Origin of the sequence: Candidatus Tisiphia endosymbiont of Parasteatoda lunata, assembly GCF_964030955.1 — a bacterium.
Lineage (GTDB): Bacteria > Pseudomonadota > Alphaproteobacteria > Rickettsiales > Rickettsiaceae > Tisiphia.
The window spans coordinates 263713-289513 of record NZ_OZ035003.1; the positions used below are offsets into that span (position 1 = coordinate 263713).

The window sequence follows — 25801 nt, forward strand, 5'->3', positions numbered from 1 at the left end:
TAATATCGAGCCATAAATATTAGACTATATCTCTAGATTAATTAGAAGCAAATGTCAATAACATGTTATTGACAATGACTTAGAAAAAAACTTGATTATCGAGTATTATTACTGATATAGTTATTATATTAGTAATAGTGTTTTATAATAGTTTTTATTTCACTTTTGGTTGTAAAATCATCCACTACGGTCACCAATTTTTATTTTAAAATGATTAATTTTAAAACTCTTTCAATTTACCTACTCAGGCTATATTGTAGCTATTTCATCGGTATATTGCTTCTGCTTATCGGGGTTTTAATTCTTTCAAATATCTTTGACCTTTTGCAAAAATTTAAATCTGTATATATCCCAACACATTTTTTTTGGAAACTTGTATTATATAAAATACCTTATTTAGTTAATGAAGTAGCTTCTCTTCTTAGCTTCATTGCGATGTTATTTTTTCTAAAAAGACTAACTAAACATAACGAACTAATAACTATTTTATGCAATGGTATCCATATTTGGAGGGTTATTGCTGTTCCAGTTTTTGCAACGGTGATTTTTGGTATAATACTAATAACTATATGCAACCCTATTGGTACATTTGGTTTACAAAAATATGAATCTTTAGAAGCAAAATTGAGTAAAAAGACATCTAATAATTTGATAATATCAAAATTTGGTTTACTATTTTTTGAGAATTATCAAGGCGATAAAAGAATTATTCAGGCTGGGTCTATTGATGTAGTGAACAATAAGTTAAATAAGATTATTATATTATTTTTAGATGACAAAAATAATTTCTTAAAAAGAATTGATGGGGAATATGCTATTTTAGTTGATAATAATTTAAAACTAACTTCTGTAAAAATTTCGGATAACTATAATGTCAAACAATATGAGCATTTTACCGTTCCAACAAATTTATCAATAAGTAACTTACTAAATAGTTTTATAAATCCTGAGATGATTGCTATTTGGGATTTACCAGATACAATTAAACATTTAATAGAATTTGGTTTGCCAATAACTAACTATCAAATTTATTTCTATAAACAATTATTTAAGCCTATAATTATGGCTACCACAGTGATTTTAGCAGCCTGCTTTTTTAGTCTCAAGCAACGTGATAATTCTCAAGAAAAAATCTTAGTAATTGGCTTATTTCTAGGTTTTATTATTTATTTCCTATTAGAGATTTTGTTTAAAATACTCGCATATAATGCAACCCCCCCTTTCTTAGCTATTTTATTGTCCCACTTTGGGAGAAAAACCCCGCACTTGCAGTGCGTCGTTTCAACATAAATTTTAAATATCTTATCAAGAAAAGATAAGATAAGATAAGATATTTTTTAACAAAATCTTACACTTCACAGATATATTCTTTTTGTGTTGTGACACTTTCTAAATGAGCCATACACAAATAGTTTCTAACTTTTAAGTTAGTATATACATGAGGCATTCATGCCGTAATATTAAGCTCTGCACTTGCAGTGCAGAGTGGTTAACTGCCAAATATATGTATATTATTTTTCAGTAATTTTGTTATTATGCATTCTCAAGAAACCTGATGCGTTAAAATGATTTGATTTTGGAGAAATAAAAATGCTAACAAACTTTTTCAGGAAATTTGTATGTGATATGGCCATAGATCTTGGTACGGCTAATACTTTAGTGTATGTCAAAGGCAAAGGAATCGTACTTAACGAACCTTCTGTAGTTGCGTTGATTAAAGTGGACGGAGCATTTAAGCCATACGCATTTGGTCAGGAAGCAAAAAATATGTTAGGACGTACCCCAACAGACATTGAAGCAAAAAGACCACTAAAAGATGGTGTTATAGCCGACTTTAAGGGAGCTGAAGAAATGATAAAATATTTCATCAGAACAGTACATAATCGTAGATCATTTACTGGTCCAATGATTATAATTTGTGTACCCTCAGGTTCTACACCAGTTGAGCGTAGGGCTATTCAAGAAGCAGCAGAGAGTGCAGGAGGTAGAGATGTATACCTTATAGAAGAACCTATGGCAGCAGCAATTGGTGCCGGCTTACCAGTAACAGAAGCAACTGGTTCAATGATTGTTGATGTAGGTGGAGGGACAACAGAAGTAGCCGTCCTATCATTAGGTGGTATTGTGTATGCTAGATCAGTACGGGTAGGTGGCGATAAAATGGATGAGTCTATTATTTCTTATATTAGAAGGCATTATAATTTACTAATCGGCGAAGCTACAGCAGAAAAAATCAAAAAGCAGATTGGAGCTGCTTACGTAGATGATAGTTTAGAACCAAGAGTAATGGAAATTAAAGGACGAGATTTAATCCATGGTATCCCTAAAGAAATGCTACTAAACGAAAGACAAATTGCTGACAGTCTAATTGAACCAATTAGTCAAATTGTAGAAGCAGTAAAAGTGGCGTTGGAATGCACTCCTCCAGAGCTTTCATCCGATATTGTAGATACAGGAATTGTTATGACTGGTGGTGGGGCATTACTCCGAAACTTAGATCATGTCCTAAAAGAAGCAACTAAACTGCCGGTAATTATTGCTGATCAAGCACTATCATGCGTAGCTCTTGGTACGGGAAAAGTACTAGAAGATTTTCAAAAATTTAAGCATGTGTTATTTAAACAAGATTAACCAATGGCATTACTTGCAAACAGAATAAAGCGTTCTAGTAAAATGGTAGAGTTTGCTAGATTTATACTTGTTACTTTGAGACGTGTTTTCGTTTTATTTTTTGTTATCGCCTCACTTTACTTATTTCTTGCTGCTCCAAAAAGATTTTCTTCCATTTCTCTTGAAGTCGTTGGACATGTTATTTTTGGTGGATTGCTAATTCATGAAAACATATTTAAGCAAATTAATTTAATAACCCAAAATTTTATTTATTTACGAGACTTAGCAAGAGAAAATATCGAACTACAATTAGAAGTGGCAAGACTAAGAAAGTTACAGAGTAATGAGTAATATATATTTGATCCAATCTGAGAATAAAGAACTACTATCAGTTGTAGAAGAAGAACAATATAACTATGTCAGTGCTAAATTACTAAGTGTTTCATTAAACCCCTTCAGTAAAACTGCTTTAGTGTCAGCTGGAGTAAGACATGGTGTGGAAGTTGATCAGATAGTTACCAACAGTGAAGGATTAGTTGGGCGAGTAATACAAGTAAGCAACAATTACTCTAAAATAATTTTAGTTAATGACGTAAACTCTCGAATCCCGATCACTACCGTGTCTTCAAAAGAGAAAGGTATCATGAGTGGTTATGGTAATGGTAGCAAAATACTCTATTTACCAAAAACTCATCTTGTCCAAAAAGGTGAAAAAGTTATAACATCTGGTTATGGTAATATTTACCCTTACGGCATAACGGTAAGTTACGTAAAAAAAGCAAATGCAGAAAAGGTTCTTGTAAAGCCTGTAGTTGACTTATCAAAAACTGAGTTTGTCAGTATATTGCTTCCTCAATGAATCTAATAATTGGCTTTTATACTGCTATTATTTCAAGAGTTGATAGACGAAGAGGTCAATTTCAAGAAGAGCTATGCAGTAGCAAAGTCGAGCAGCTAGGCGTACATGAGTAACTAGGCAGCTGAAATCTTTAGACACAACGACCTTAATTCTTGAAGTTCTACCTGAGTATATTATGTTTGGACAAAATCCTAAAAGACCAGCAATATTTAATGATGGAACTAATCTAGAAATCAAAAGTATTTTTAAGACTATTCAGGGAGAAGGGCCTTTTGTAGGTATGCCTGCTATTTTTATTAGGCTTGGCGGATGCAATCTTGCTTGTAATTTCTGCGATACCGACTTTGAAGATTTTAATATATTAACTATTAACAATATTATCGAAGAAGTTGAAAAACTGGCAATTAATAGACCTCTTGCAGAATTCGCTTCTGCTAGGGAATTTGCAGGAGTCATGGAATCTCAATCCCCAGCGTATTTAGATCTACGTGAGGGGCAGAGTACCGGTAGCACGCACAAATTACCAGCAAAAGTAGAATTATGCAAGATATCTAATATCAAATTAGTGGTTATAACTGGTGGTGAGCCTTTTCGTCAACCTATAGAATTATTGTGCTACAAATTATTAGATTTGGATTATATAGTGCACATTGAAACTAATGGCACATTATATCGTGATCTTCCAGATAAAGTCCATATAGTTTGCTCACCAAAAGCTGGGAAAAATGGTTATGCACTATTGAGAGATGACTTACTATCTCATATTAATGCCCTAAAATTTTTGGTGGCTAAAAATATACCCAAATACTCTAACATACCAGAAGTAGGACAAAGGAAGTATAATATACCAGTATTTATTCAGCCTATGGATCAAAATAATCTGTTGCTAAATAAAGAAAATGAACGGTTAGCTATTGATTTGACCATTAAGTATGGTCATCGCCTTTCCTTACAAACTCATAAGATTTTGGGTATTGAGTGATTATATATTACGTCAGTTCGGGATAAGATATAGATGAAATAGTAATAGATAAAAGGATTGTCAAAAAGGAGTGCCTGCAGTATTTATATTTTTAAACAAAAAAACAAACTACAGGCATGAAAAAAGATATCACAGAATTATATAGTTTTATAGATGATTTTTGTAAAATTTATTTGGAGTATGAACAGAGAAAGTTATTACCATCAAATAAGCAAAGAAATCGCTGTTGTAGTATGAGTCTAAGTGAAATGTTAACAATAATAATTATGTTTCATACATCCTATGCTAAGAATTTTAAATTTTTCTATAAAAGTTATATAGAGTGCATGCATAAGGATGATTTTCCCAAAGCCTTGAGTTATAATAGATTTGTTGAATTAATGGCACGATTATTCATACCGCTAAATATGTTGATTCATTTGTTGTTTGGTGAGGAAACAGGTATTTATTTTATTGACTCTACAACGATTAAAGCTTGTCACAATAAAAGGCGTTATAGCAATAAAGTTTTTAAAGGATTAGCCAAACATAGTAAATCCTCTATGGGGTATTTTTATGGTTTTAAATTACATGTAATAATCAATAATAAAGGGGAGTTTATGGCATTAAAAGTGACCAAAGGCAATGTAGATGATAGGGTTCCAGTACCGGAGTTAACAAAAAGATTAACTGGAATTATAGCAGCTGATAAAGGTTATATTAAGCAAAATTTGTTCTTAAATTTATATGAAAGAGGCTTAAAAATGATTCATGGAATTAAGAAGAATATGGAAAATAAATTAATGGATTTGAAAGAAAAAATCTTACTTCGAAAGCGTAACTTAATTGAAACAGTTTTTGATTATCTAAAAAATAAAATGAACCTTGAACATACTAGACATAGATCACCAATAAATTCCTTTGTCCATATATTATCTACTCTTGTTGCTTACTCATTAAAGAAAAATAAACCTTCAACAAAATTTGATTTTAATCTACATGTTCACAATATCCTTATCCCGAATTGACGTAATATACCATAGTCATCTCAGAGTTTGCTACTTTTGCTACTGAGTCAATCATTTAATTTGTGTAAGTTCATTTTTTATTTTCCAATAAATCATATTTAAAATCTCCACAAAGTATTTCAAATTGATTTAAAGCTAAAGACCAATCTTTAATAGGCATGGTCCATTTTTTGGCTGCATTTTGTAGGGATAAAAATATTATTTTTTGAATTGACTTATCATCTGGAAACACCCCCTTATTTTTGATAATTTTTCTAATTTGACGATTTACAGATTCTATAGTGTTAGTAGTATAAATTACCTTTCTGATCTCTTCAGGAAAGGCAAAAAACGGTATTATCCCAGACCAATTACGTTGCCAAATATCAGAAATTACCGGATATTTTTTATCCCATTTTACACCAAATTGCTGAAGTTTTAAACGTGCCATTTCGTCATTATTAGCTGTATAAATTTGTTTTAGATCTGATGTGACCTCTTTTAAATCTTTATATGACACATACTTTACTGAATTGCGAACCATATGTACAATACATAATTGTACTATAGTACTCGGGAATACACTGCTTATAGCTTCTGGAAAGCCCTTTAAACCATCCACACAAGCAACATAAATTTGTTCAATTCCTCGATTCTTTAGCTCAGTAACTACTTGCATCCAAAATTTAGCACCTTCATTTTTGCCTATCCAAATGCCAAGTAACTCCTTTTTCCCTTCTATATTTACAGCAAGTGCTAAATATACTGCTTTATTTATTACTATGTGATTGTCTCTAGATTTTACATAGATACAGTCCAAGTATAATATTGGATACACCCTATCTAAACAACGATTTTGCCACCTAGTTACTTCTTCTATCACCCCATCTGTTATGGTGGATATCAAGTCACCAGATACATCAGTTTGATATATTTCTTCTAAATGCCCTCGGATCTCGCTGACTGTCATACCGCGACCATAAAGGGATATCACTTTCTCATCAAATCCATTAAATCTCCTCAGCCCTTTTGGTATTAATTGAGGATTATACTCTCCTTCCCGATCTCTTGGTACTTCTACTGTCAGCTTACGACCATCCCCATCAATTACTGTCTTCTCATAGCTACCATTACGACGATTATTATCTACTTTTGGCATCTTGCTATGTTTTGAATATCCTAATTCATGATCCAACTCACTTGCTAATATTTTCTCAACTATTTGCTTCTTTAGCTGTTGAAATAAACCATCTCGACCAAATAACTCCGATGGATCTGCTTTTGATAATAATTCTTCTACTAGCTGATTACTGATGTCTAATGTATCTTTATCTGTATCTAATTTTTTAGCCATAATTCCTCCTTGCTTGCTTAAGTTACTTTTTTTACAGTAATCTCTTACTGCTTTCTTTGCAACTTACACAAACTATAGGACAGACTCTTGCTACTCGGTTTTTGGCTTGAGTTATCAGAAGTTTTATATCCTCTATCAAAGAATTATGGTCATTCGTTATTATTTGGTTCATTTGTTTTTCCTATCATTGCATATGGTTATTTTAATTATGATTTCTTATGCTCAGCTATTCTTGCTTGAATCAACTCGTAAACTTCATGGGGATTTTAAGTTGAAAAAATCAATCCCTGCACCTTCTATACTGGCATTAGTAGTCATTGAAATTATTCCAAGTTCAAACCACCTTTGAATAAAATTTTGCTTTAAAGTGATTTCTTTAATATCTTCGTATTTAATGTTCTTTTGTTTATAATTTATAAAACTATTGGTATAAGATATTTTATCTTTGTCAATTATAAATTCATCAAGTTAACCACTCTGCACTGCAAGTGCAGAGCTTAATATTACGGCATGAATGCCTCATGTATGTACTAACTTAAAAGTTAGAAACTATTTGTGTATGGCTCATTTAGAAAGTGTCACAACACAAAAAGAATATATCTGTGAAGTGTAAGATTTTGTTAAAAAATATCTTATCTTTTCTTTTCTTGATAAGATATTTAAAATTTATGTTGAAACGACGCACTGCAAGTGCGGGGTTTTTCTCCCAAAGTGGGACAATAAAATTTTTACAAAAAAAATTCTAATATTTGCACTAAAATTAAAAATTGTTTTCAATTTTATTGAAAAATTTCTGTTTTAGTAAAATTTTTACATGAGCTTATTGTTAACGATTTTTTTTAATCGTTTAGCAAGTTTTTTAATGATAATTTTTTTATGTAGAGTTAGGCATGATGTGTAAATGATTGGCAATACATCGTAAATTCAAACCTATAGCAGAGATTATTGGATTGATCACATCTCCTATCACACCCTTCAAGAAGTTTCTGCCCATCCTGCCATATTGTTTCAAATGCCCTATTATTGGTTCTATAGCACTGCGTCTCCTGATCATACACTTGTCTTCTTTCAATAACTTTTTCCGAGTTTTTGGGGTATATACCTTACTCTTCTCTTTAACATTGCTGCCAGTATAACCAAGATCAACAAACGATTTTTTTATCTTTATTCCAGTTACATTTTCTACCGCTTCAAAACTCTGCTGCAATGTATGACCATCATAAGGATTATTATGAAACGATTTTGCTGACAGTACAAAATTTCTACGACCACTGACTACTACCGCAACTTTATTGCCAAACTCATATAGCTTGTTTCGTTTTCCCTTCCCTATACACTCTACCTCAGGGGCATGAAAACTATACAATATTTTATTCTGTTCTTTGTATTGCTTTTTCTCTTCTCTTTTTAAAACAGATTGGCTATGTATTTGTTTTACTTTTTTCAATACTTCTTGATCTCTGATAGATAAGTTTAATTTCTGATTTTTTATCTCACGCTCACATATTCTAACCAAACGACCAAGTAACGTTTTTAAATGCTTCATTATTTTCCAACGCTTCTTGGCTTTGCTATGCTCTTTATACTTCCAGAGCTTTATTATATCTCGCTTATAGGTTCTAGCGTAGGTTTCGTTTAAACTTATACCCAAACTTTGGCAAAGCTTCACAATACTAAGCCTAGCTTTATCCATTAAGTTAACCACTCTGCACTGCAAGTGCAGAGCTTAATATTACGGCATGAATGCCTCATGTATGTACTAACTTAAAAGTTAGAAACTATTTGTGTATGGCTCATTTAGAAAGTGTCACAACACAAAAAGAATATATCTGTGAAGTGTAAGATTTTGTTAAAAAATATCTGTATGATTCATTCTTATCTTTTCTTGATAAGATATTTAAAATTTATGTTGAAACGACGCACTGCAAGTGCGGGGTTTTTCTCCCAAAGTGGGACAATAAACATCATGTGGGTGCTTGATATTCTTAATTTGTACCGTTGTATCAGCAATTATCAATTCTAAATCTTTTTTTTTAATTGTGTTAGTTCTTATTCCAACTCTTATCAACTCTGCTAATATCTCGTTATATCCAGATTCACCTAATAAATTACGAAATCTTCTTATGCTAGTTTCCGACATCGCTATATCTGTTTCTATATATTCCCACCCACAGAAATATTGCCAATACATGTTTTCTTTTAGTTCTTCCTCTGCTAATGAATCTAAAAAATTATACATTGCTTGTAGCATCGTTACAGCAAGCATCACTCTATGACATTTTCTATTTCTACCAAATCTCTTAATAGAAACATTTTTTGATAACCATTCTTCTAGACCAGACCAATTTATTAATTCTCTTAATTTATATAGCTTATTATTTGAGTTTAATTCTTCTTTTAATTTATAACCAAAAAGTTTTCCTTGTTTTTGTGATTTGATAATATTTTCTATTGGCATATTGACTGAAATCCATAAGGTTTATTAGCATATTTTAACATTTTCTTATGGATTTCTTTATTATTTTCTGCCATTAAACCCTATTATCTATAAGACTTATAGAGTTTTGCCGGACAGACTATTTATTGTGTAAATCATAAATCTCATGTTACCATTTATAAAAATACGAGTCAATAGCTGGTTAATAATAATCTTAATATAGTCAATTGATTATACCAAAAACCCTAAATATAAATATTATATCATCAGCTGCTTCTTTTAGATAATCGAAACGACCAGAAGAACCTTTATGCCCTGAATCCATATTAGTTTTTAGCAATAATATATTATCGTCGAGTTTTGTTGCTCGAATCTTTGCTACCCATTTAGCCGCTTCCCAATAGCCAACTCTAGGGTCAGAGATTCCAGCAGTGATAAATAGACTTGGGTAATTTTGGGCTTTTATATTATCGTACGGAGAATAAGACTTAATATAGTTAAAATACTCTAATTCTTTAGGATTACCCCATTCCTTAAATTCACTAGGGGTTAATGGCAATTGTTCATCGAGCATAGTATTTAATACATCAACAAAAGGTACATGGCCAAGTGCTGCTTTAAATAATTCTGGCTGTTTATTAATGACCGCACCAATTAACATCCCCCCTGCACTTCCGCCACAGATTACTATATTACCTTGGCTAGTATATTTTTCTTTAATTAGCTCTTTACTAACCGCAATAAAGTCATCGAAAGTTCTTTTTTTATTGAGGAACTTGGCAGCCTCATACCAATCATGCCCGAGATCATCTCCCCCTCTAATATGGGCAAGAGCGTAGACAAACCCACGATCTACAAGAGAAATAGCTGTATTCCGAAAAGATACTGGTATGCTAACACCATATGAACCATAACCATATAAATATAAAGGATTTTTTCCATCCTTGTTAAATAACGATTTTTTATATAATAAGGTAACTGGTACTTTAACCCCATCATTATCAGCAAATATCCTTTCTACCATATATTCTTCAGGATTAAAGCCACTTGGGATTTCTTGTACTTTCAATATCGACAATTGGTCACTATCAAAATCATAACTATAAGTGGTGTTTGGTCTAGCAAGTGAAGAATAATTTACTCGAATATCATCTTCATCAAAATTAGTAGACATGGCTGAGGCAGTAAAAGCAGCATCCGGGAAGTGGATAATTTTCTCATCCTGTTCTTTAAGATGTTTTATTTTAATAACTGGTAATCCTTGATCACGATAATTAACTATCAAATAATTTCTAGTGATGGCAAAGCTTGACAAATATTTACCCGAGTCTTCCGGTATATAATCATTTTTCCATAAATCATTTTGAAAATTATGTACATTTACTAATACTATACGAAAGTTCTTTGCCCCCTCGTTGGTATTAATATAAAAATTATCACCATTATGCTTAACATTATAAAAAATCCCATCCTTTGCAGCTCTAATAAGTTTAGGATGGAAGCTATGATCACTCATTTCTATAGCATATATTTCATTTTCATTATGACCAAAAATATCAATAAAAATATATTGTCGACTAGATGATTTGCCTGCATTCAACTGATATAATGGATTTGTTATATGATGTACTAACTTATCATTGGAAATTACATCTCCTAAAGAGTGGAACATTAATTTATCACAACGAGAATTCTCATTAATCGGCATATAAAAGAACCCTTTCAAATCTTCATGCCAAATTATATTGCGACTAACATTATGTATTTCATCTGGTAAATATTGTTTGGTCTTTAAATTATAGATTTTAATTGTATATTTCTCATCACCGGTAAAATCAACACTATAAGCTAGTAACGTATGATCAGGAGAAACGGCTACTAGACCTACATCAGTAAATTTATTATCTTTGGCAAGAACATTGATATCTAATATAATTTCTTCCGAAGCATCCACTGACCCTATCTTTCGGCAATATATCGGATATTCGGTATTTTCTTCAGTTATAATATAATAATAATTATTATCTTTTTTTACATAAGTTGACTGATCAGCAAGCTTAATCCTGCCTTTTAATTCTTCAAAGATTTTATCTTTTTCTTCTTGTAACGGCTGAAAAAATTGCTCGGAATATTTATTTTCTGCCTGTAAATATTCTATGATTTCTTTATCGTTAACATTAGGCCATTTGATATCTCTAAGCCAGTGATATTCATCTGTAATTTTCTGACCGTGCAATGTAAAGCTATAATCGATCTTATTAGCTATGGGTGGCTTCATTTTATCCTCATCTAGTGCTGATTATTATAAAAGTAATTAATGATATCATTACTACTAATAGAGATGTTGACTGATTATGCCAAGATTTCATCTTACGTAAAGTATTTTTTTCTACTCTCTTAAAAACAGGGTACTCCGCCCCTAGTCTATCATGAAACCCCTGCCCCACTAAGTGATATTTAGAATAAATACGACGAATATTATTTTCAATAAACTGAAATAAGTCTAAATTTATGTTGGCAGTTGAACGCCTAGAAATCGTTTTACTAAGAACTAAGGCGAATATTATACCTATTACTATTATTACCATTTGTTTTACTAAATCCAACCAATTTGTATCAATTATTTCAATAGGATAAGATGACCATACTAGTTTCAAACCTTCTTCTAAACAAAAGCTAGTTGCTAATAAAAACGATAGCATGACAAATAAACTAACTTTAGTTAGAATATTTAACTTAAGGTAAAAACCACTAATCAAAGATTTGTATTTAACCGCAGAAAATAAAGCAATGCATGTGACAATCTTGAGTAGGAAAATAGCATAATAATTAATATCTTGCTCCAAAGCATTGGTTACAACAATTTTGGTAACAAAACTAGCAAAAGGAGGCAAGGCTATAATGAACAATACACTAACTATTAAACTACCAAGCAATAAAGGGCTTCTCCATGAGTAAAGTCCTTTTATTTCAGAACAATTCTCTATATTTTCTTTGTCTATTAATATAGCAACGTATAAACAAAATAAAGCTTTATACAGTATATGGACAAAAAGAAAAACTAAGATTCCTAAATTTGCTTGTTGAGATTTTGTGCCAATAGCAATTAGCATGAATCCAAGCTGAGAAACAGTAAGATAACCTACTAATCTTTTGATGTTATCTTCTAGGCAAGCATAAACCACGCCATATATAATCATTAATAATCCAAAGAATTTAAGTATTTCTAAGCCACTAAATAGTTTAAGGAGTATAATTATCGATATTTTACTAGTAAAGCTAGTTAAATATATCATCCCTGAGCTTGAAGCAAATGGATAGCAATTAACAATCCATCCAGAAAAAGGTATGCTAGCTACATTAATCAAACAACCACAAAGTATTAGAGCATAAAATATAAAACCAGCCTCTTGATTTTCTGTCAATGAGGTAAGAGAAATAATTTGTGAACTAGAGGTGTGAGTAATTATATAACTAATCCCTATTAAAATAAGACTACCACTTATAAGATGGGTAAGCAAATATTGTCTTGCTGCTCTAACACTATTTTTGTAATTGCCATAAAAAATCAACAAAGCAGCAAATATCATCATCATTTCTAGAGAAGCAAACATCGAAATAAAATCCCCAGCAAATAAACAGATCAAAGAAGCTGTTGAATATAGACTACCTATCAGTACCTCAAATTTTCTGTTTTGACTAATGGCATATAAGTTAGTAGCCAGCGTTACAACAATAAAAGCAAGTGCTATTAGCTTATTTTCACTACTAAAATTAATAACAAAACTATTATTGTATAGATTAACTACCATCTCATCTTTGTTGTTAATTAATAATATGCCAGCAACTATAGGATAGATTATTGCAATAATATAAAATATTTTATAAAATGCATTTCTCATTATTTAGCCTCAATTTGATGAAGAGATAGGTTAACCTGACTTATATATTTGCAGCAGGATAGCTAAATAACATTAAGTGGAATAAATTTAATCCAAAATGCACCATCATTGCACATATGATCCTATTTGTTTTATCGTAAGTATATCCGTAACATAAAGCACAAATCGTGGCTAATATTATATAAATGCTACCCCCTTGAAAATGAGCTAAACCAAATATAAAAGATGCAATAATAATATGAGCATTTTTACCTCCTATCCCTAAAATATTAAATCCTGCAAGTGGTTCTAATAAAGTTTTTAAGGTATTCTGTAAGAATCCACGAAAAATTACTTCCTCTGCCATACATACAAAGAATAAGTTATTAATTGCCCAAATCAATAACACATTTAGTATCTTCGGATCGAATTTTACATATCCACTAATAAAAGCAGGGATTAAAACTCCTGCAATACAAAGTAAAAGAAAACAAGCTGTTTGTTTTAAAGATTTTACATCTATAGTTTTCTCTAAAATATAAAAATTACTTATAGAATAGAGTATTAGTGCAGACATAGTTTTGTCAAAATTTAAAAACATAGAAAATGGACGTGACAACTCAGAAAGCTGGACTTTATTTAAAACTAATATATTAAAGAAGTTTGGTATTAAATGAAAAGCAAATCCAGCTATGAAAGAGGATACTCCTATAAAGAATAGAATTTTTAAAACTTTATTGACATTATTAAGGTGGAAATATAAGTATGTCATTATACTAAAGCAACACAACAAAGTTAGTCCAACGATATTTATTACGCCCTGAGATAATCCTACAATATTTGTTATAATGATGCTTATGTATAAAAACTTTTTATCTCTATGAAACAATGCAATAATTACTGTAATAATTAATAAAATATAAGTTATGTTCATCTGATTCCTTTATATACTCGGTGAACTTCAAGAATTGGCGTTGTCGTGTCTAAAGATCGAAGCTGCTCCGTTACTCATGTACGCTACGCTGCTCGACTTTGCTACTGCCTAGCTCTTCTTGAAGTTATACTATCGTCTACCAACTCTTCATTTACGAGCAGTATATTTGTGTTAAGTTATTTTAGCACCCCTGTTTTGGTGCTAGATATAGAATGTCTAAAACACCCTTCCTGTCTATTTCTTTAGATTACCGCATATGCGAGAATAATATCAATTCTATCACCACGAATTCAAGTTATAAATACAAAAAACTTCTTAATAAAAATCTGTATAAAATAAAATAATACCACCATGCACGAGCATATAACTAAACTCAATAGCATAGAATTAGGTAATTTATTTTCTATAGAAAATATTTTAGAATTATTATCAATAGGCTTATAAATAAATATTATCAGCTTTGCTAAATACAGTGCAGAGAACAGCGTACTTAAAGCTAGTACTACCATAACTAATATTTGATTTTGTTCTGCAGCAGCTAACATAATATAAAATTTACTAATAAAACCACCAAAAGGAGGAATGCCTATTAAGGATAAACTGGCAATAAGTACCATAAAGCTGGTTTTAGGCATTTCTTTAGCAGTAGCTATAAGATCAGAAACTTGGTTAGTTTTCTTTAAGCTATAAATACTTCCCATCCCATAAAACAAACAGATTTTAGTGAATGAATGTGAACATAAATGTAGGATAGCAGCTCCTATAGATTTTGAGGTAAACATGAAGCTACTCAATAAAGCTATCCCTAACTGGTTAATCGTAGAATAGGCTAGAATCTTCTTAATATTATCACTAGTTAAGGCTTTAAAGGAACTATAAAATATGGTGATAATAGGAAAGAAAAGAATCCAATTAAATTCTGCAAAAATAGATTGTAAATATTTAAGACCAAAAATATATATCAGAATCTTATAGATACAAAAAAGCCCAGTTTTAACAACTACCACCGCATGTAGTAAGGCACTTACTGGGTAATGTGCTACCATTGCTGCTGGTAACCATTGATGCAAAGGGTATAAGGCTGCCTTCGATATGCCAAAAATAAACATTAATAATAAAATTATTATTTGACTCCTAGAAAAATAATGTTCGATAAAACCTTGTGATGTAAAATCACCATGCCCTGCTTTAGCATAAATAATTATTAAGGCTGGCAAGAATAGTAATATCCCCGAGATCATCAATATTTTTAAATATTTATAGACCCCGACCATAACTTTATCTCCACCACTATGACCAATTAATGGAGCAGTTGATAATGTTAATATTTCATAAAAAATAAACATAGTAAAAAGATTTGAAGATAATGCTACCATCCCACCAGATAACACACTTAGATTAATGAAGAATAGAAAACGACTGGAATTATCAATATTATTGATTGCCAAATATTTGGTGGTGTAAATTAACGCACAAATCCATAAGAAACTCAGTAAAGTTAAGAAAATGAGGCTTAGGGCTTCTAAATGCAGCCCTATAGAAAAATTACCATATATGTTTATTGACAGATTTGCTTTTACACCTTTCAGAAATAACCAATCAATAATTAAAATATTGACAAAAAAGAAGCTGCTAATAGTAATTAATAAGGAGTTACGCGTATTATTATCACTATTACTAATAAAGGGAGTAACTAAATTTAGCATAGCTAGCAGTAAAGTTGATAAAATCAAAAAACTAGGGGTAATATAAGGGTACATTACTGTCCCCCTAATATTTGTAATTGGTTTAAGAATATTGGTAGAAAAAATTGCATTATACTAATAAAAATTAGTCCACAATACTTAGTGTTCGATTTTAATTGTGTATAGTCATAGTGATCCCAACATAGTTTTTTGGCAATTTTATAATGATAAAGTAACGACATAGCAGAACTTATGACAATAATAACAAACTCTAGCCACATATCTTCCACAACCAACAACTCAAAAATACTAAGCTTAATGAAAAACATACTACTTATTGGCAAACCACAACTGCAAATTAGGCTAAAAACTACCAAGACCCGCCATAACATATTAAACGGTTTCGAAATATCAGAATAAGCAATGATCAGAAATAAAGCAATCTTGTTAATGCTATCAGCAAACAAAAAGGGAAATAACAGTGATTCACCTCTAGGAATAACTAAAAGCAAAAACATATAACCAATTTGCACCGCCGAAGAATAGATAACAATATTTCTAACTTTTTGACTTCTGTAAGCAAAATATGTACATAAAGTAATAGTTATCAAAGCGATTAAGCTGATAAAATTTGATAGATACTTAATGATCACATTGTAATCAATAGTAAAATGAATGAACCTCAAGATTATATAAATACCAATTATACTGGATATACTAGCAAGATATGTCAGAATAACCGGAGCAGCTGAACTATAGGCTCTGATCATCCAAAAATGCATAGGGAAAAAAGCTGTTTTTAGTATAGAGCCAATCAGAAAAAAACTAATGCCTAGCATCACTATTTTGGAGTCATAATGCGTCTTAAGAAGCATTGAAACGTCTAACATATTAAGGCTGCCTGTGCTGCTTAATAAAAATCCAATGCCTATTAATATCAAAGTTGCCCCAACCGTACCGAGCATCAGATAATCAAAAGCACCGATGACAGCCTTGGGGTTATTACCCTGTGCCATTAGTGCATAGGTACTTAATGAAGATATTTCAATGAATACATAAAGATTAAAGAGGTCATTAGTACTTAATATACCAAGATAGCCGCTATGGGCAAATAATAGAACTGCGTAAAATAACGATTGCCTTTTGTTATCAATAAATTTAAGTACGGTAGTTGTAAGCAATTTGTTACAAAAAATTAGAAAAAATAATAATACGCAATTAATATAGATGATTATAGGTTGGTTCAGATAATCTAGCTTATATTCAATACCTATAGGGGCATGCCAATCACCAAAATCATATGACACAGCACCTTTATTAATTGCTGATAAACCACAAATACTTAAAAATAAACTTAGTGCAATCGAAATAACTGCTATAATTCGAGTGGCAAGCCTATAGCGAAAAGTGAGTATTGAGAATAACGCTCCAAAAAATGGCAGCAATACTTGCAAAGCAGGAAAATGTTTAATTAATGTCATTCACTTCGATCATTAGTCGTTTCACTAAAATTAATCTCACTTTCTGATATAGTATTAAATTGCTTAGAAATACGGTAAATCAAGCTAAGACCCAATGATAAAGTAGCAAATCCAACAACAATAGCCGTGAGCATTAACACCTGAGGGAGTGGACTTGAATAGCTATGTAGTGTTGTACGTTCAATTGGTACAATACCTCCACTTACCTTACCAAGCATAAGGTAAAAAATTAGCACCGAACTTTGCATTACACTAAGCCCAATAATTTTACGAACATAATTATCACTGGTTAGCATTATAAACAAACCACTAACTAACACTAGTAGTGTAAAAAAATATAAAATTTTTGAGATATATATAGTTTCTAAAAACATTGCTACTTAACTTAATTAATACGGCTTAAATGCTTCATTAAACACACATACTATTTTTTTACCGTGACGTATTGACAGCTTGTGAAATACTTGTTCAATAATCACCATATTAGCGTTATCTTGTGAGAGTCTATAATTTACCATCGACTCTCTAAGAGCTTCATCAACTGCAAAAATAGCTGGTAACTCAGCATTTTTATCTCTGAATTGTAGGTAAGTATACACTCCATCATCAAAAATTTTAATTGGTGCAATCGATTCATTACCACTTATGGAATAATTAAAATTATATTTTTCAGGATGCGATAAATCAAGGTTAGCTGAAGATGTAACGTAATTTTGTAAGTGATCTCCAGAATTTTCATCATCAGGATAAATAAACCTTAAATTAAAAACCATATCTGGATCTCTCATATCTAAGGCTTCTGTAGCATATAGTTCAAAAAAGTAAGTTCGCTTATTAGTAATAAGCGTCATATTAGTTGTAGCATCTTGTTCCATCGGTTTAATGAATATCCTATGCCCCGCTGGTACTATTTGCCAAGAAGTGGTATCTCCCATAGAAATACTAACTATTTCTTCATCTTTTGCTAGCTCTATACTAGCCTGATAACCATAATATCCAGTAAACTTAAATACATCATCAGGACTATAAACCATTACCCTGATTCTACTATCAATCAGCATTGGTCTAGATTCCCTAACGGCTAACGCAGTATTTACAAAAAATACTGCTACAAAAAATATTATTAGTTGCTTCATCTTATTTTTTTACTTTTATCTTCTATTAACTTAAGTTTGTAACCAGTGACAGCAAAATTAAATCTTGAGTTAGGCGGTAGATGTATATTAATTGCATCTATTTCAAAATTTATTGTAGCTTGCCACACCATATTTTCTAAAATATCATTAGAAGCGTTTTTTGCCAAAGATGTAAATGTAACTTCAGCCTTATTATTTTTATGATAAACCACTGATGATATATTAACAGAACGCTTTAAGGACTTTTGGTAACGCATAACTGGAGACAATGGATTGTCAATATTCATAAAATTGGCAAATTGTCTAAATATTATACGCGTAGAATTATTTTGCATAAATATATACTGAGGACGAAGTAAGTCATAGTCATATGATTCTCTATGTATAACGTAATTTCTAATCATAATATCTGCAATAGAATTAATTGCATTATGCTTAATATGATTAGCGTTAGTTATTGTTGCACTTTTAAGGGATTTAGCACTAATTGCGTATCTCACCTGACGCTTTACTGGTAATAAAGTCTCAAAATTAATCACCACACTTAGAAATAATACAAAAAGAACTACACTAAATATCAACAAAAATGTTCTGTGTACAAGTGGATATATATATTCAAAATTATACCATCTTTTCGCATCAACAAAATATTCACCAGACTTAATATATTCTTGAACAGAATTTAACAGCTTATCCATTAGTTTTAAATAATTGCTTACCTATATCGGATTCTAACACATATTAGAAAAGATGTTATAATTTTTTATAAAAATTATTCTTTTAGCCTGTTCAAAAAGCTAATTTTGTGTCTACAATACCAATAAAAATTGGTATTAAGAATAGTCAAATTAAAAAGAATATTTGACTCAAGAAATGTTTGTTGTTATAAGCTCTGTATATATTAAGTGTACACTTATACACTAGTATTTAATGATGGGGCGTAGCCAAGTGGTAAGGCAACGGTTTTTGGTATCGTCATTCGGTGGTTCGAATCCATCCGCCCCAGCCATTCTCCGATTTTAGTGCATTTTACGAATGCATCAAACGGTGGACGTAGCATAAAGTCTAGCTTTCCCTCTTTTAATTTTAGGTTCGAAAAGACAAGATTTAACAATTTGCGTTTTTTTCCAATATTTGAACCTTTAAAGGTTTCTAACGCTCCGGAAGCCAGTTCTACTAGGTTAATCAATAGTTCTGAAAATTCATCATCAGCATAATTATGGCTTTCTATTTCTCTCACGATATCTTCACGTTTTTGTATTAATTGCTGACGGTTTTCTTCATGATCTTCCTTGCTAATATCACCATCTAAAAGTTAACCACTCTGCACTGCAAGTGCAGAGCTTAATATTACGGCATGAATGCCTAATGTATGTACTAACTTAAAAGTTAGAAACTATTTGTGTATGGCTCATTTAGAAAGTGTCACAACACAAAAAGAATATATCTGTGAAGTGTAAGATTTTGTTAAAAAATATCTTATCCAGGAGTTTCGCACTTAGCAAAAAATATGTTAATCTAGCAAGAAAGAGTTTTAGTTAAGCATGGCAAGATCAAAATGTAGCAAAGACTTATATAAATCATTTTTACAAGCAAGTAGCGTAAGATATAGTGGTAAAGCATTATCTGAAGTAAGTCCAGTTAACCACTCTGCACTGCAAGTGCAGAGCTTAATATTACGGCATGAATGCCTCATGTATGTACTAACTTAAAAGTTAGAAACTATTTGTGTATGGCTCATTTAGAAAGTGTCACAACACAAAAAAATATATCTGTGAAGTGTAAGATTTTGTTAAAAAATATCCTATCTTTTCTTGATAAGATATTTAAAATTTATGTTGAAACGACGCACTGCAAGTGCGGGGTTGAAACTGGACTGATTTTTCAAGACGAGTCAATCATTTAATTTGTGTAAGTTCATTTTTTATTTTCCAATAAATCATATTTAAAATCTCCACAAAGTATTTCAAATTGATTTAAAGCTAAAGACCAATCTTTAATAGGCATGGTCCATTTTTTGGCTGCATTTTGTAGGGATAAAAATATTATTTTTTGAATTGACTTATCATCTGGAAACACCCCCTTATTTTTGATAATTTTTCTAATTTGACGATTTACAGATTCTATAGTGTTAGTAGTATAAATTACCTTTCTGATCTCTTCAGGAAAGGCAAAAAACGGTATTATCCCAGACCAATTACGTTGCCAAATATCAGAAATTACCGGATATTTTTTATCCCATTTTACACCAAATTGCTGAAGTTTTAAACGTGCCATTTCGTCATTATTAGCTGTATAAATTTGTTTTAGATCTGATGTGACCTCTTTTAAATCTTTATATGACACATACTTTACTGAATTGCGAACCATATGTACAATACATAATTGTACTATAGTACTCGGGAATACACTGCTTATAGCTTCTGGAAAGCCCTTTAAACCATCCACACAAGCAACATAAATTTGTTCAATTCCTCGATTCTTTAACTCAGTAACTACTTGCATCCAAAATTTAGCACCTTCATTTTTGCCTATCCAAATGCCAAGTAACTCCTTTTTCCCTTCTATATTTACAGCAAGTGCTAAATATACTGCTTTATTTATTACTATGTGATTGTCTCTAGATTTTACATAGATACAGTCCAAGTATAATATTGGATACACCCTATCTAAACAACGATTTTGCCACCTAGTTACTTCTTCTATCACCCCATCTGTTATGGTGGATATCAAGTCACCAGATACATCAGTTTGATATATTTCTTCTAAATGCCCTCGGATCTCGCTGACTGTCATACCGCGACCATAAAGGGATATCACTTTCTCATCAAATCCATTAAATCTCCTCAGCCCTTTTGGTATTAATTGAGGATTATACTCTCCTTCCCGATCTCTTGGTACTTCTACTGTCAGCTTACGACCATCCCCATCAATTACTGTCTTCTCATAGCTACCATTACGACGATTATTATCTACTTTTGGCATCTTGCTATGTTTTGAATATCCTAATTCATGATCCAACTCACTTGCTAATATTTTCTCAACTATTTGCTTCTTTAGCTGTTGAAATAAACCATCTCGACCAAATAACTCCGATGGATCTGCTTTTGATAATAATTCTTCTACTAGCTGATTACTGATGTCTAATGTATCTTTATCTGTATCTAATTTTTTAGCCATAATTCCTCCTTGCTTGCTTAAGTTACTTTTTTTACAGTAATCTCTTACTGCTTTCTTTGCAACTTACACAAACTATAGGACAGACTCTTCAAGACAAATTTTTCACTAATTTTGTTTCCCATTTTACATAATTTTTAAGCTGCATTTTGTAAGTAATCAAGATACACGTTCATCGGTTTTTTATAACCAATACTTGAATGGAATCTTTGATTGTTATATTTATCCATGTATTTATCAATACCATCTTTAAGTTCTGCGATATTTTTAAAATCATTTATAAATATACAATTATATTTTAAAGTTCTAAAAAATCTTTCAATCACAATATTATCAATGCTTCTACCCTTACCGTTCATTGAGATTTGTATATTATTCTCTTTTAGAATTCCCGTATGCTCATGTCCAGTATATTGACTACCCTGATCACTATTGAATATTTGTGGTGCAGGGTATTTATTCAGTGCATCTTTTAATACATCGGTTACAAGTGATGCATCCATAGAATTAGATACTTTATAACTTAGTATTGCCTTACTATGCCAATCTATAATCGCCACAAGATACATAAATCCTCCGTTAGTTCTAATATAAGTAATGTCACCACTCCACACTTGATTAACATAAGGTACATGAATAGTTCTATTCGTTCCTGATTTGTGCCAGTACGGCTCAAGCAAATAGCTATAAATTTTATGTTGACCATCCTTCACAGAAGTAGATTGCTTTTTATGAGGATGAATAGCTTCTATACCCATTATTCCCATATATTTAAGCACCCTATCTCTGCCCACATTAAAGCCGTCTTCCAATAATTGTTTGTATATATAACGATAACCATACTCAGGGTTATCCGTATATATTTCATCTATTCTATTTAAAATATCAAGATTATATAAGCTCATTACTTTAGCTTTATAATATACTCCAGATCTGCTTATCTTTAATAGTTCACATTGCCTTGTCTTTGCTAACGTACTCAGCTTGGGGTCGACAAGACTTTTCTTATTTGATAAGTCCAAGCTGTTTAGCTTTCCCACCGCCCAGTCCCTCTCGACTGTAGCCTTACCTAATGCTTTTGCAAGTTCATCGTTTTGATTCTTAAGTTCACTAATCTGCCCTTTGTACTCACTAACAGCTTTTGCTGGCTCAAATGCCAATGACGCATTATCTAAAAATTGTCGTTTCCAGTTTTGCATAGTTTTAGCCGTTACTTCATATTTGACCGATAACTGACCTATTGTTGATTCTTCTTTTAACATCTCTAATACTATTTTAGTTTTTGCTTCTGCACTAAAATTTTTAATTTGTTTTTTACCCATTTGTTTCTCTTTAATTTTATTTATTATTCTATACTTATTGAGAAACAAAAATACCTGCTTCTTTGTCTAATTTTTTCAGTCCATTATAGTTTTTCTCCCAAAGTGGGACAATAAACCTATCTCATGATAGTGCAAGTCGATGGTTAAATAGTAAGGATTTCCGCCCTAGCGGGATCTACAGAGAAGTGTCAAAATATATTGATAGGGAAGCTTCTTGTTTATTAGTGGGAGATGACACGTTATTGTCAAAGCAATACAGTAAGAAAATTGAGCTTGTACATTATCAATATTCTGGAGCTGTACATGATGTTATACCTGGTATAGGGATGGTCAACTTACTGCATTACAATGCTAAAACTGATCAATCTACCCCTGTAGATTATAGAATATATGATAAAGAAACTGATGGAAAAACAAAGAATGAGCATTTTTGTGATATGCTTACTTTAGCTAAGGAAAGAGGGATCAATCCTGATGCAGTAGTAATGGATGCGTGGTATAGCGGTTTGGAGAATTTGAAACATATACGTAATTTAGGTTGGACATGGGTTAGTAACCTAAGAAAAAATAGAAAAGTTAATCATAATGTTAGCTTAGAAAGTTTAGAGATTCCTGATGAGGGACTAAAAATTCACCTACGTGGATACGGTTGGGTTACGGTATTTAAGTTTGTGGCAAAAAATGGTCGCATTGATTACATAACAACTAACTTAGAAAATCCAACACGTGAACAAATAGAAAAAATTGTTAAGGCACGGTGGTCTATAGAAGTTTATCATCGAGAATTAAAACAAACTTGTGGTATTGAACGCTGTCAGGCACGCACGGGTCGAGCTCAGAGAAATCATATTTGCCTTGCTGTATTTGCTTGGCTCGATATGAACAAAAGGAGGATAAATGAAAAAATTACTTTATATCAACAAACTTGGGAAGTTATAAAAACATCAATTCAGAACAACATTAGATGCCTTTTAGCTGATTCGCAATTTTGCTAACTGCGAAACTCCTGTTATCTTATCTTATCTTTTCTTGATAAGATATTTAAAATTTATGTTGAAACGACGCACTGCAAGTGCGGGGTTTTTCTCCCAAAGTGGGACAGTTAACCACTCTGCACTGCAAGTGCAGAGCTTAATATTACGGCATGAATGCCTAATTTATGTACTAACTTAAAAGTTAGAAACTATTTGTGTATGGCTCATTTAGAAAGTGTCACAACACAAAAAGAATATATCTGTGAAGTGTAAGATTTTGTTAAAAAATATCTGTATGATTCATTCTTATCTTTTCTTGATAAGATATTTAAAATTTATGTTGAAACGACGCACTGCAAGTGCGGGGTTTTTCTCCCAAAGTGGGACAATAAATCAGTTAGCCTATCCATACGAGTTTTGATCTTAGTATGCTCAGTATGTAGCTCTCCTATACACATTTTATAAAAACCTTGCTCTATTTTTGCTGAAGCTTTAATAGACTATAATGGTCTCCATATTTTGGACACAAAAATAGAAGAAAAGAGATAGAATTCTTTAGCAAACAAGGAGAGCTAGAGATGAAAAAACAAGTAAAGCAATATAGTGCTGAGGAGAAATCAAAAATTGTCATAGAGAGAATCAAGGGCGAGCTAACAATAGCCCAAATAACTAGTAAGTATGGTGTTCATGCAACGCAGATAAGTAATTGGAAAAAACAAGGGCTTGAATTATTAGTACAAGGCTTTAAGAGTAAAACACAGAGTGCTGATCCAAATCAGCAGGAGTTAATCAAGAATCTATATGAACAAATTGGTCAGTTAAGTGTTGAGCGTGACTGGCTCAAAAAAAATCTGCATTGTTTGGACTTAAAGGTTAAGTGTAATATGATAGAGCCTAATCATAGTTAACCACTCTGCACTGCAAGTGCAGAGCTTAATATTACGGCATGAATGCCTCATGTATGTACTAACTTAAAAGTTAGAAACTATTTGTGTATGGCTCATTTAGAAAGTGTCACAACACAAAAAGAATATATCTGTGAAGTGTAAGATTTTGTTAAAAAATATCTTATCTTATCTTTTCTTGATAAGATATTTAAAATTTATGTTGAAACGACGCACTGCAAGTGCGGGGTTTTTCTCCCAAAGTGGGACAATAAATTAACAATTATACAACAGTGTAAGTTGTTGGGTAGTAGTAGGTCAACCTACTACTATCAACCTACTGGTATTAGTGAACAAGAACTTAAGATCATGGCAATAATTGATGAGACCTATACTATGCATCCATATTATGGTATGCGACGGATGGCTAAATATTTACAAGCCCAAGGTTTTTCGGTAGGTCGTAAAGCTGTTAGACGTTACTACCAAATAATGGGTCTTGAAGCTGTTTATCCTAAAATGAATTTGAGTAAAAGAAATCAGGCACATAAAATATATCCTTATTTACTAAAAGGATTAGACATAGTATTGCCAAACCATGTTTGGAGTGCAGATATAAGTGTGCCGTGCCAAGCGGCTTGAGAGATGAAGGTAGGTCCTTCGCAGTCGATTTACAGGAATAGGCTGCAAACCACTGCATGCGGCAATTGTTTAAGGGCATTGACAAACGCTCAAAAGAAGTGGACAATGCCAATTAAAGATTGGTCAGTTGCCTTGAATCAATTTGCCATACTTTGTGGTACTGATGACCAAAAATGGGCAAATGTCGATCAAAGATGGACTAACTCTGACATCATACTTACACAATCTTTCTGATAGACCTCTTAAAAAATAATACAGGCTCAATTGATGCACGAACATTTTTTAGTTAGTCTCCCCGTCAAAAGTGCTAAAAATTAAGAAAAATTCAAAATTTAATACCTTAGCCAAAAATTCTTGTATAAAATTTGAGAGTTTAATTTTTTTGATTTAAATTTTTGGTACAAAAAGATGATTTTTAGAGAATTTTTGCATGATGATTTATTAACGATTTTGTAAT

General features: G+C 31.7%; 27 protein-coding genes, 1 tRNA gene and 1 pseudogene. 15 read left to right on the forward strand and 14 right to left on the reverse strand.

Annotation, left to right across the window (positions count from 1 at the left end; genetic code table 11):
- Positions 1-210: 210 nt before the first annotated feature.
- The 5 genes and pseudogenes from AAHN00_RS01515 to AAHN00_RS01535 all read left to right on the forward strand — a co-directional run bounded on the left by AAHN00_RS01515 (position 211) and on the right by AAHN00_RS01535 (position 5458).
- Entirely contained in the window at positions 211-1290 is a 1080-nt protein-coding gene (locus tag AAHN00_RS01515; RefSeq protein ID WP_342271914.1) for an LptF/LptG family permease, read from the forward strand.
- Positions 1291-1590: 300 nt separating this feature from the next.
- A complete protein-coding gene (locus AAHN00_RS01520; RefSeq protein WP_341751642.1) occupies positions 1591-2631 on the forward strand; it encodes a rod shape-determining protein in 1041 nt (346 codons plus the stop codon).
- 3 nt (positions 2632-2634) lie between these two features.
- Positions 2635-3469 (forward strand): annotated as a pseudogene (gene mreC, locus AAHN00_RS01525) (rod shape-determining protein MreC).
- Positions 3470-3644: 175 nt separating this feature from the next.
- Positions 3645-4451 carry a palindromic element RPE1 domain-containing protein gene (locus tag AAHN00_RS01530; protein ID WP_342271915.1) on the forward strand — a complete coding sequence of 269 codons (807 nt, stop codon included), beginning with the start codon at positions 3645-3647 and terminating at the stop codon, positions 4449-4451.
- A 116-nt stretch (positions 4452-4567) separates the two neighbouring features.
- On the forward strand, positions 4568-5458 hold the full coding sequence (locus tag AAHN00_RS01535; protein WP_342271500.1) for an IS982 family transposase: 891 nt from the start codon (positions 4568-4570) through the stop codon (positions 5456-5458).
- 70 nt (positions 5459-5528) lie between these two features.
- Here the strand turns inward: AAHN00_RS01535 and AAHN00_RS01540 are convergent, their stop codons facing one another.
- Positions 5529-6791, reverse strand: a complete 1263-nt coding sequence (locus AAHN00_RS01540) for an IS256 family transposase (RefSeq protein ID WP_342270914.1) — start codon at positions 6789-6791, stop codon at positions 5529-5531.
- 255 nt (positions 6792-7046) lie between these two features.
- Positions 7047-7247: a PH domain-containing protein gene (locus tag AAHN00_RS14935; protein ID WP_410521465.1), complete on the reverse strand. Its 201-nt coding sequence runs from the start codon at positions 7245-7247 to the stop codon at positions 7047-7049.
- 119 nt (positions 7248-7366) lie between these two features.
- Here AAHN00_RS14935 and AAHN00_RS01545 point away from each other — a divergent pair, with 119 nt between their 5' ends.
- Positions 7367-7537: a hypothetical protein gene (locus AAHN00_RS01545; protein ID WP_342271910.1), complete on the forward strand. Its 171-nt coding sequence runs from the start codon at positions 7367-7369 to the stop codon at positions 7535-7537.
- 128 nt (positions 7538-7665) lie between these two features.
- Here AAHN00_RS01545 and AAHN00_RS01550 read toward each other — a convergent pair whose 3' ends face one another.
- From AAHN00_RS01550 to AAHN00_RS01595, 10 genes are all read right to left on the reverse strand, one after another.
- Positions 7666-8496, reverse strand: a complete 831-nt coding sequence (locus tag AAHN00_RS01550) for a transposase (protein WP_342271916.1) — start codon at positions 8494-8496, stop codon at positions 7666-7668.
- A 192-nt stretch (positions 8497-8688) separates the two neighbouring features.
- The gene (locus AAHN00_RS01555) at positions 8689-9249 is read right to left on the reverse strand and encodes a transposase (protein WP_342271917.1); all 561 of its coding nucleotides are present in this window, start codon (positions 9247-9249) and stop codon (positions 8689-8691) included.
- A 202-nt stretch (positions 9250-9451) separates the two neighbouring features.
- Positions 9452-11506, reverse strand: coding sequence for a S9 family peptidase (locus AAHN00_RS01560; RefSeq protein WP_342271918.1), 2055 nt, complete (start codon positions 11504-11506; stop codon positions 9452-9454).
- Positions 11507-11513: 7 nt separating this feature from the next.
- Complete coding sequence (locus AAHN00_RS01565; protein WP_342271919.1) at positions 11514-13130, reverse strand: proton-conducting transporter membrane subunit; 1617 nt, start codon at positions 13128-13130, stop codon at positions 11514-11516.
- A gap of 40 nt (positions 13131-13170) precedes the next feature.
- On the reverse strand, positions 13171-13998 hold the full coding sequence (locus tag AAHN00_RS01570; RefSeq protein WP_342271920.1) for a type II CAAX endopeptidase family protein: 828 nt from the start codon (positions 13996-13998) through the stop codon (positions 13171-13173).
- A gap of 335 nt (positions 13999-14333) precedes the next feature.
- Positions 14334-15803, reverse strand: a complete 1470-nt coding sequence (locus AAHN00_RS01575) for a proton-conducting transporter membrane subunit (RefSeq protein WP_342271921.1) — start codon at positions 15801-15803, stop codon at positions 14334-14336.
- Positions 15803-17209, reverse strand: coding sequence for a proton-conducting transporter membrane subunit (locus AAHN00_RS01580; protein WP_342271922.1), 1407 nt, complete (start codon positions 17207-17209; stop codon positions 15803-15805). Before AAHN00_RS01580 ends, AAHN00_RS01575 begins: the two co-directional genes overlap by 1 nt.
- Complete coding sequence (locus AAHN00_RS01585) at positions 17206-17562, reverse strand: Na+/H+ antiporter subunit C (RefSeq protein ID WP_341752284.1); 357 nt, start codon at positions 17560-17562, stop codon at positions 17206-17208. The genes AAHN00_RS01580 and AAHN00_RS01585 overlap by 4 nt, the downstream gene beginning before the upstream one ends.
- Positions 17563-17598: 36 nt before the next feature.
- Positions 17599-18345, reverse strand: a complete 747-nt coding sequence (virB9, locus tag AAHN00_RS01590; RefSeq protein ID WP_342271923.1) for a P-type conjugative transfer protein VirB9 — start codon at positions 18343-18345, stop codon at positions 17599-17601.
- Positions 18342-19043 carry a VirB8/TrbF family protein gene (locus AAHN00_RS01595; RefSeq protein WP_341747699.1) on the reverse strand — a complete coding sequence of 234 codons (702 nt, stop codon included), beginning with the start codon at positions 19041-19043 and terminating at the stop codon, positions 18342-18344. The genes virB9 and AAHN00_RS01595 overlap by 4 nt, the downstream gene beginning before the upstream one ends.
- Positions 19044-19279: 236 nt before the next feature.
- Here AAHN00_RS01595 and AAHN00_RS01600 point away from each other — a divergent pair.
- The 3 genes from AAHN00_RS01600 to AAHN00_RS01610 all read left to right on the forward strand — a co-directional run bounded on the left by AAHN00_RS01600 (position 19280) and on the right by AAHN00_RS01610 (position 20251).
- Positions 19280-19354 (forward strand) — tRNA-Gln (locus AAHN00_RS01600).
- Between the two features lie 535 nt (positions 19355-19889).
- The gene (locus AAHN00_RS01605; RefSeq protein WP_342271924.1) at positions 19890-20057 is read left to right on the forward strand and encodes a hypothetical protein; all 168 of its coding nucleotides are present in this window, start codon (positions 19890-19892) and stop codon (positions 20055-20057) included.
- Positions 20058-20077: 20 nt separating this feature from the next.
- Positions 20078-20251, forward strand: a complete 174-nt coding sequence (locus AAHN00_RS01610; RefSeq protein ID WP_342271925.1) for a hypothetical protein — start codon at positions 20078-20080, stop codon at positions 20249-20251.
- Between the two features lie 11 nt (positions 20252-20262).
- Here AAHN00_RS01610 and AAHN00_RS01615 read toward each other — a convergent pair whose 3' ends face one another.
- Both AAHN00_RS01615 and AAHN00_RS01620 read right to left on the reverse strand, forming a co-directional pair.
- On the reverse strand, positions 20263-21525 hold the full coding sequence (locus AAHN00_RS01615) for an IS256 family transposase (RefSeq protein WP_342270914.1): 1263 nt from the start codon (positions 21523-21525) through the stop codon (positions 20263-20265).
- A gap of 134 nt (positions 21526-21659) precedes the next feature.
- Positions 21660-22844: an IS3 family transposase gene (locus AAHN00_RS01620; protein ID WP_342270912.1), complete on the reverse strand. Its 1185-nt coding sequence runs from the start codon at positions 22842-22844 to the stop codon at positions 21660-21662.
- Between the two features lie 185 nt (positions 22845-23029).
- Here AAHN00_RS01620 and AAHN00_RS01625 point away from each other — a divergent pair, with 185 nt between their 5' ends.
- From AAHN00_RS01625 to AAHN00_RS01650, 6 genes are all read left to right on the forward strand, one after another.
- The gene (locus tag AAHN00_RS01625) at positions 23030-23839 is read left to right on the forward strand and encodes a transposase (RefSeq protein WP_342271585.1); all 810 of its coding nucleotides are present in this window, start codon (positions 23030-23032) and stop codon (positions 23837-23839) included.
- A gap of 34 nt (positions 23840-23873) precedes the next feature.
- Positions 23874-24017: a hypothetical protein gene (locus AAHN00_RS01630; RefSeq protein WP_342271926.1), complete on the forward strand. Its 144-nt coding sequence runs from the start codon at positions 23874-23876 to the stop codon at positions 24015-24017.
- Positions 24018-24053: 36 nt separating this feature from the next.
- Positions 24054-24239 (forward strand): hypothetical protein, encoded by a 186-nt coding sequence (locus AAHN00_RS01635; RefSeq protein ID WP_342271927.1) that lies wholly within the window; start codon positions 24054-24056, stop codon positions 24237-24239.
- 157 nt (positions 24240-24396) lie between these two features.
- A complete protein-coding gene (locus tag AAHN00_RS01640; protein ID WP_342271928.1) occupies positions 24397-24726 on the forward strand; it encodes a transposase in 330 nt (109 codons plus the stop codon).
- A 103-nt stretch (positions 24727-24829) separates the two neighbouring features.
- Complete coding sequence (locus tag AAHN00_RS01645) at positions 24830-24982, forward strand: hypothetical protein (RefSeq protein WP_342271929.1); 153 nt, start codon at positions 24830-24832, stop codon at positions 24980-24982.
- A gap of 23 nt (positions 24983-25005) precedes the next feature.
- Positions 25006-25344 carry an IS3 family transposase gene (locus AAHN00_RS01650; protein ID WP_342272717.1) on the forward strand — a complete coding sequence of 113 codons (339 nt, stop codon included), beginning with the start codon at positions 25006-25008 and terminating at the stop codon, positions 25342-25344.
- Positions 25345-25801 lie beyond the last annotated feature (457 nt).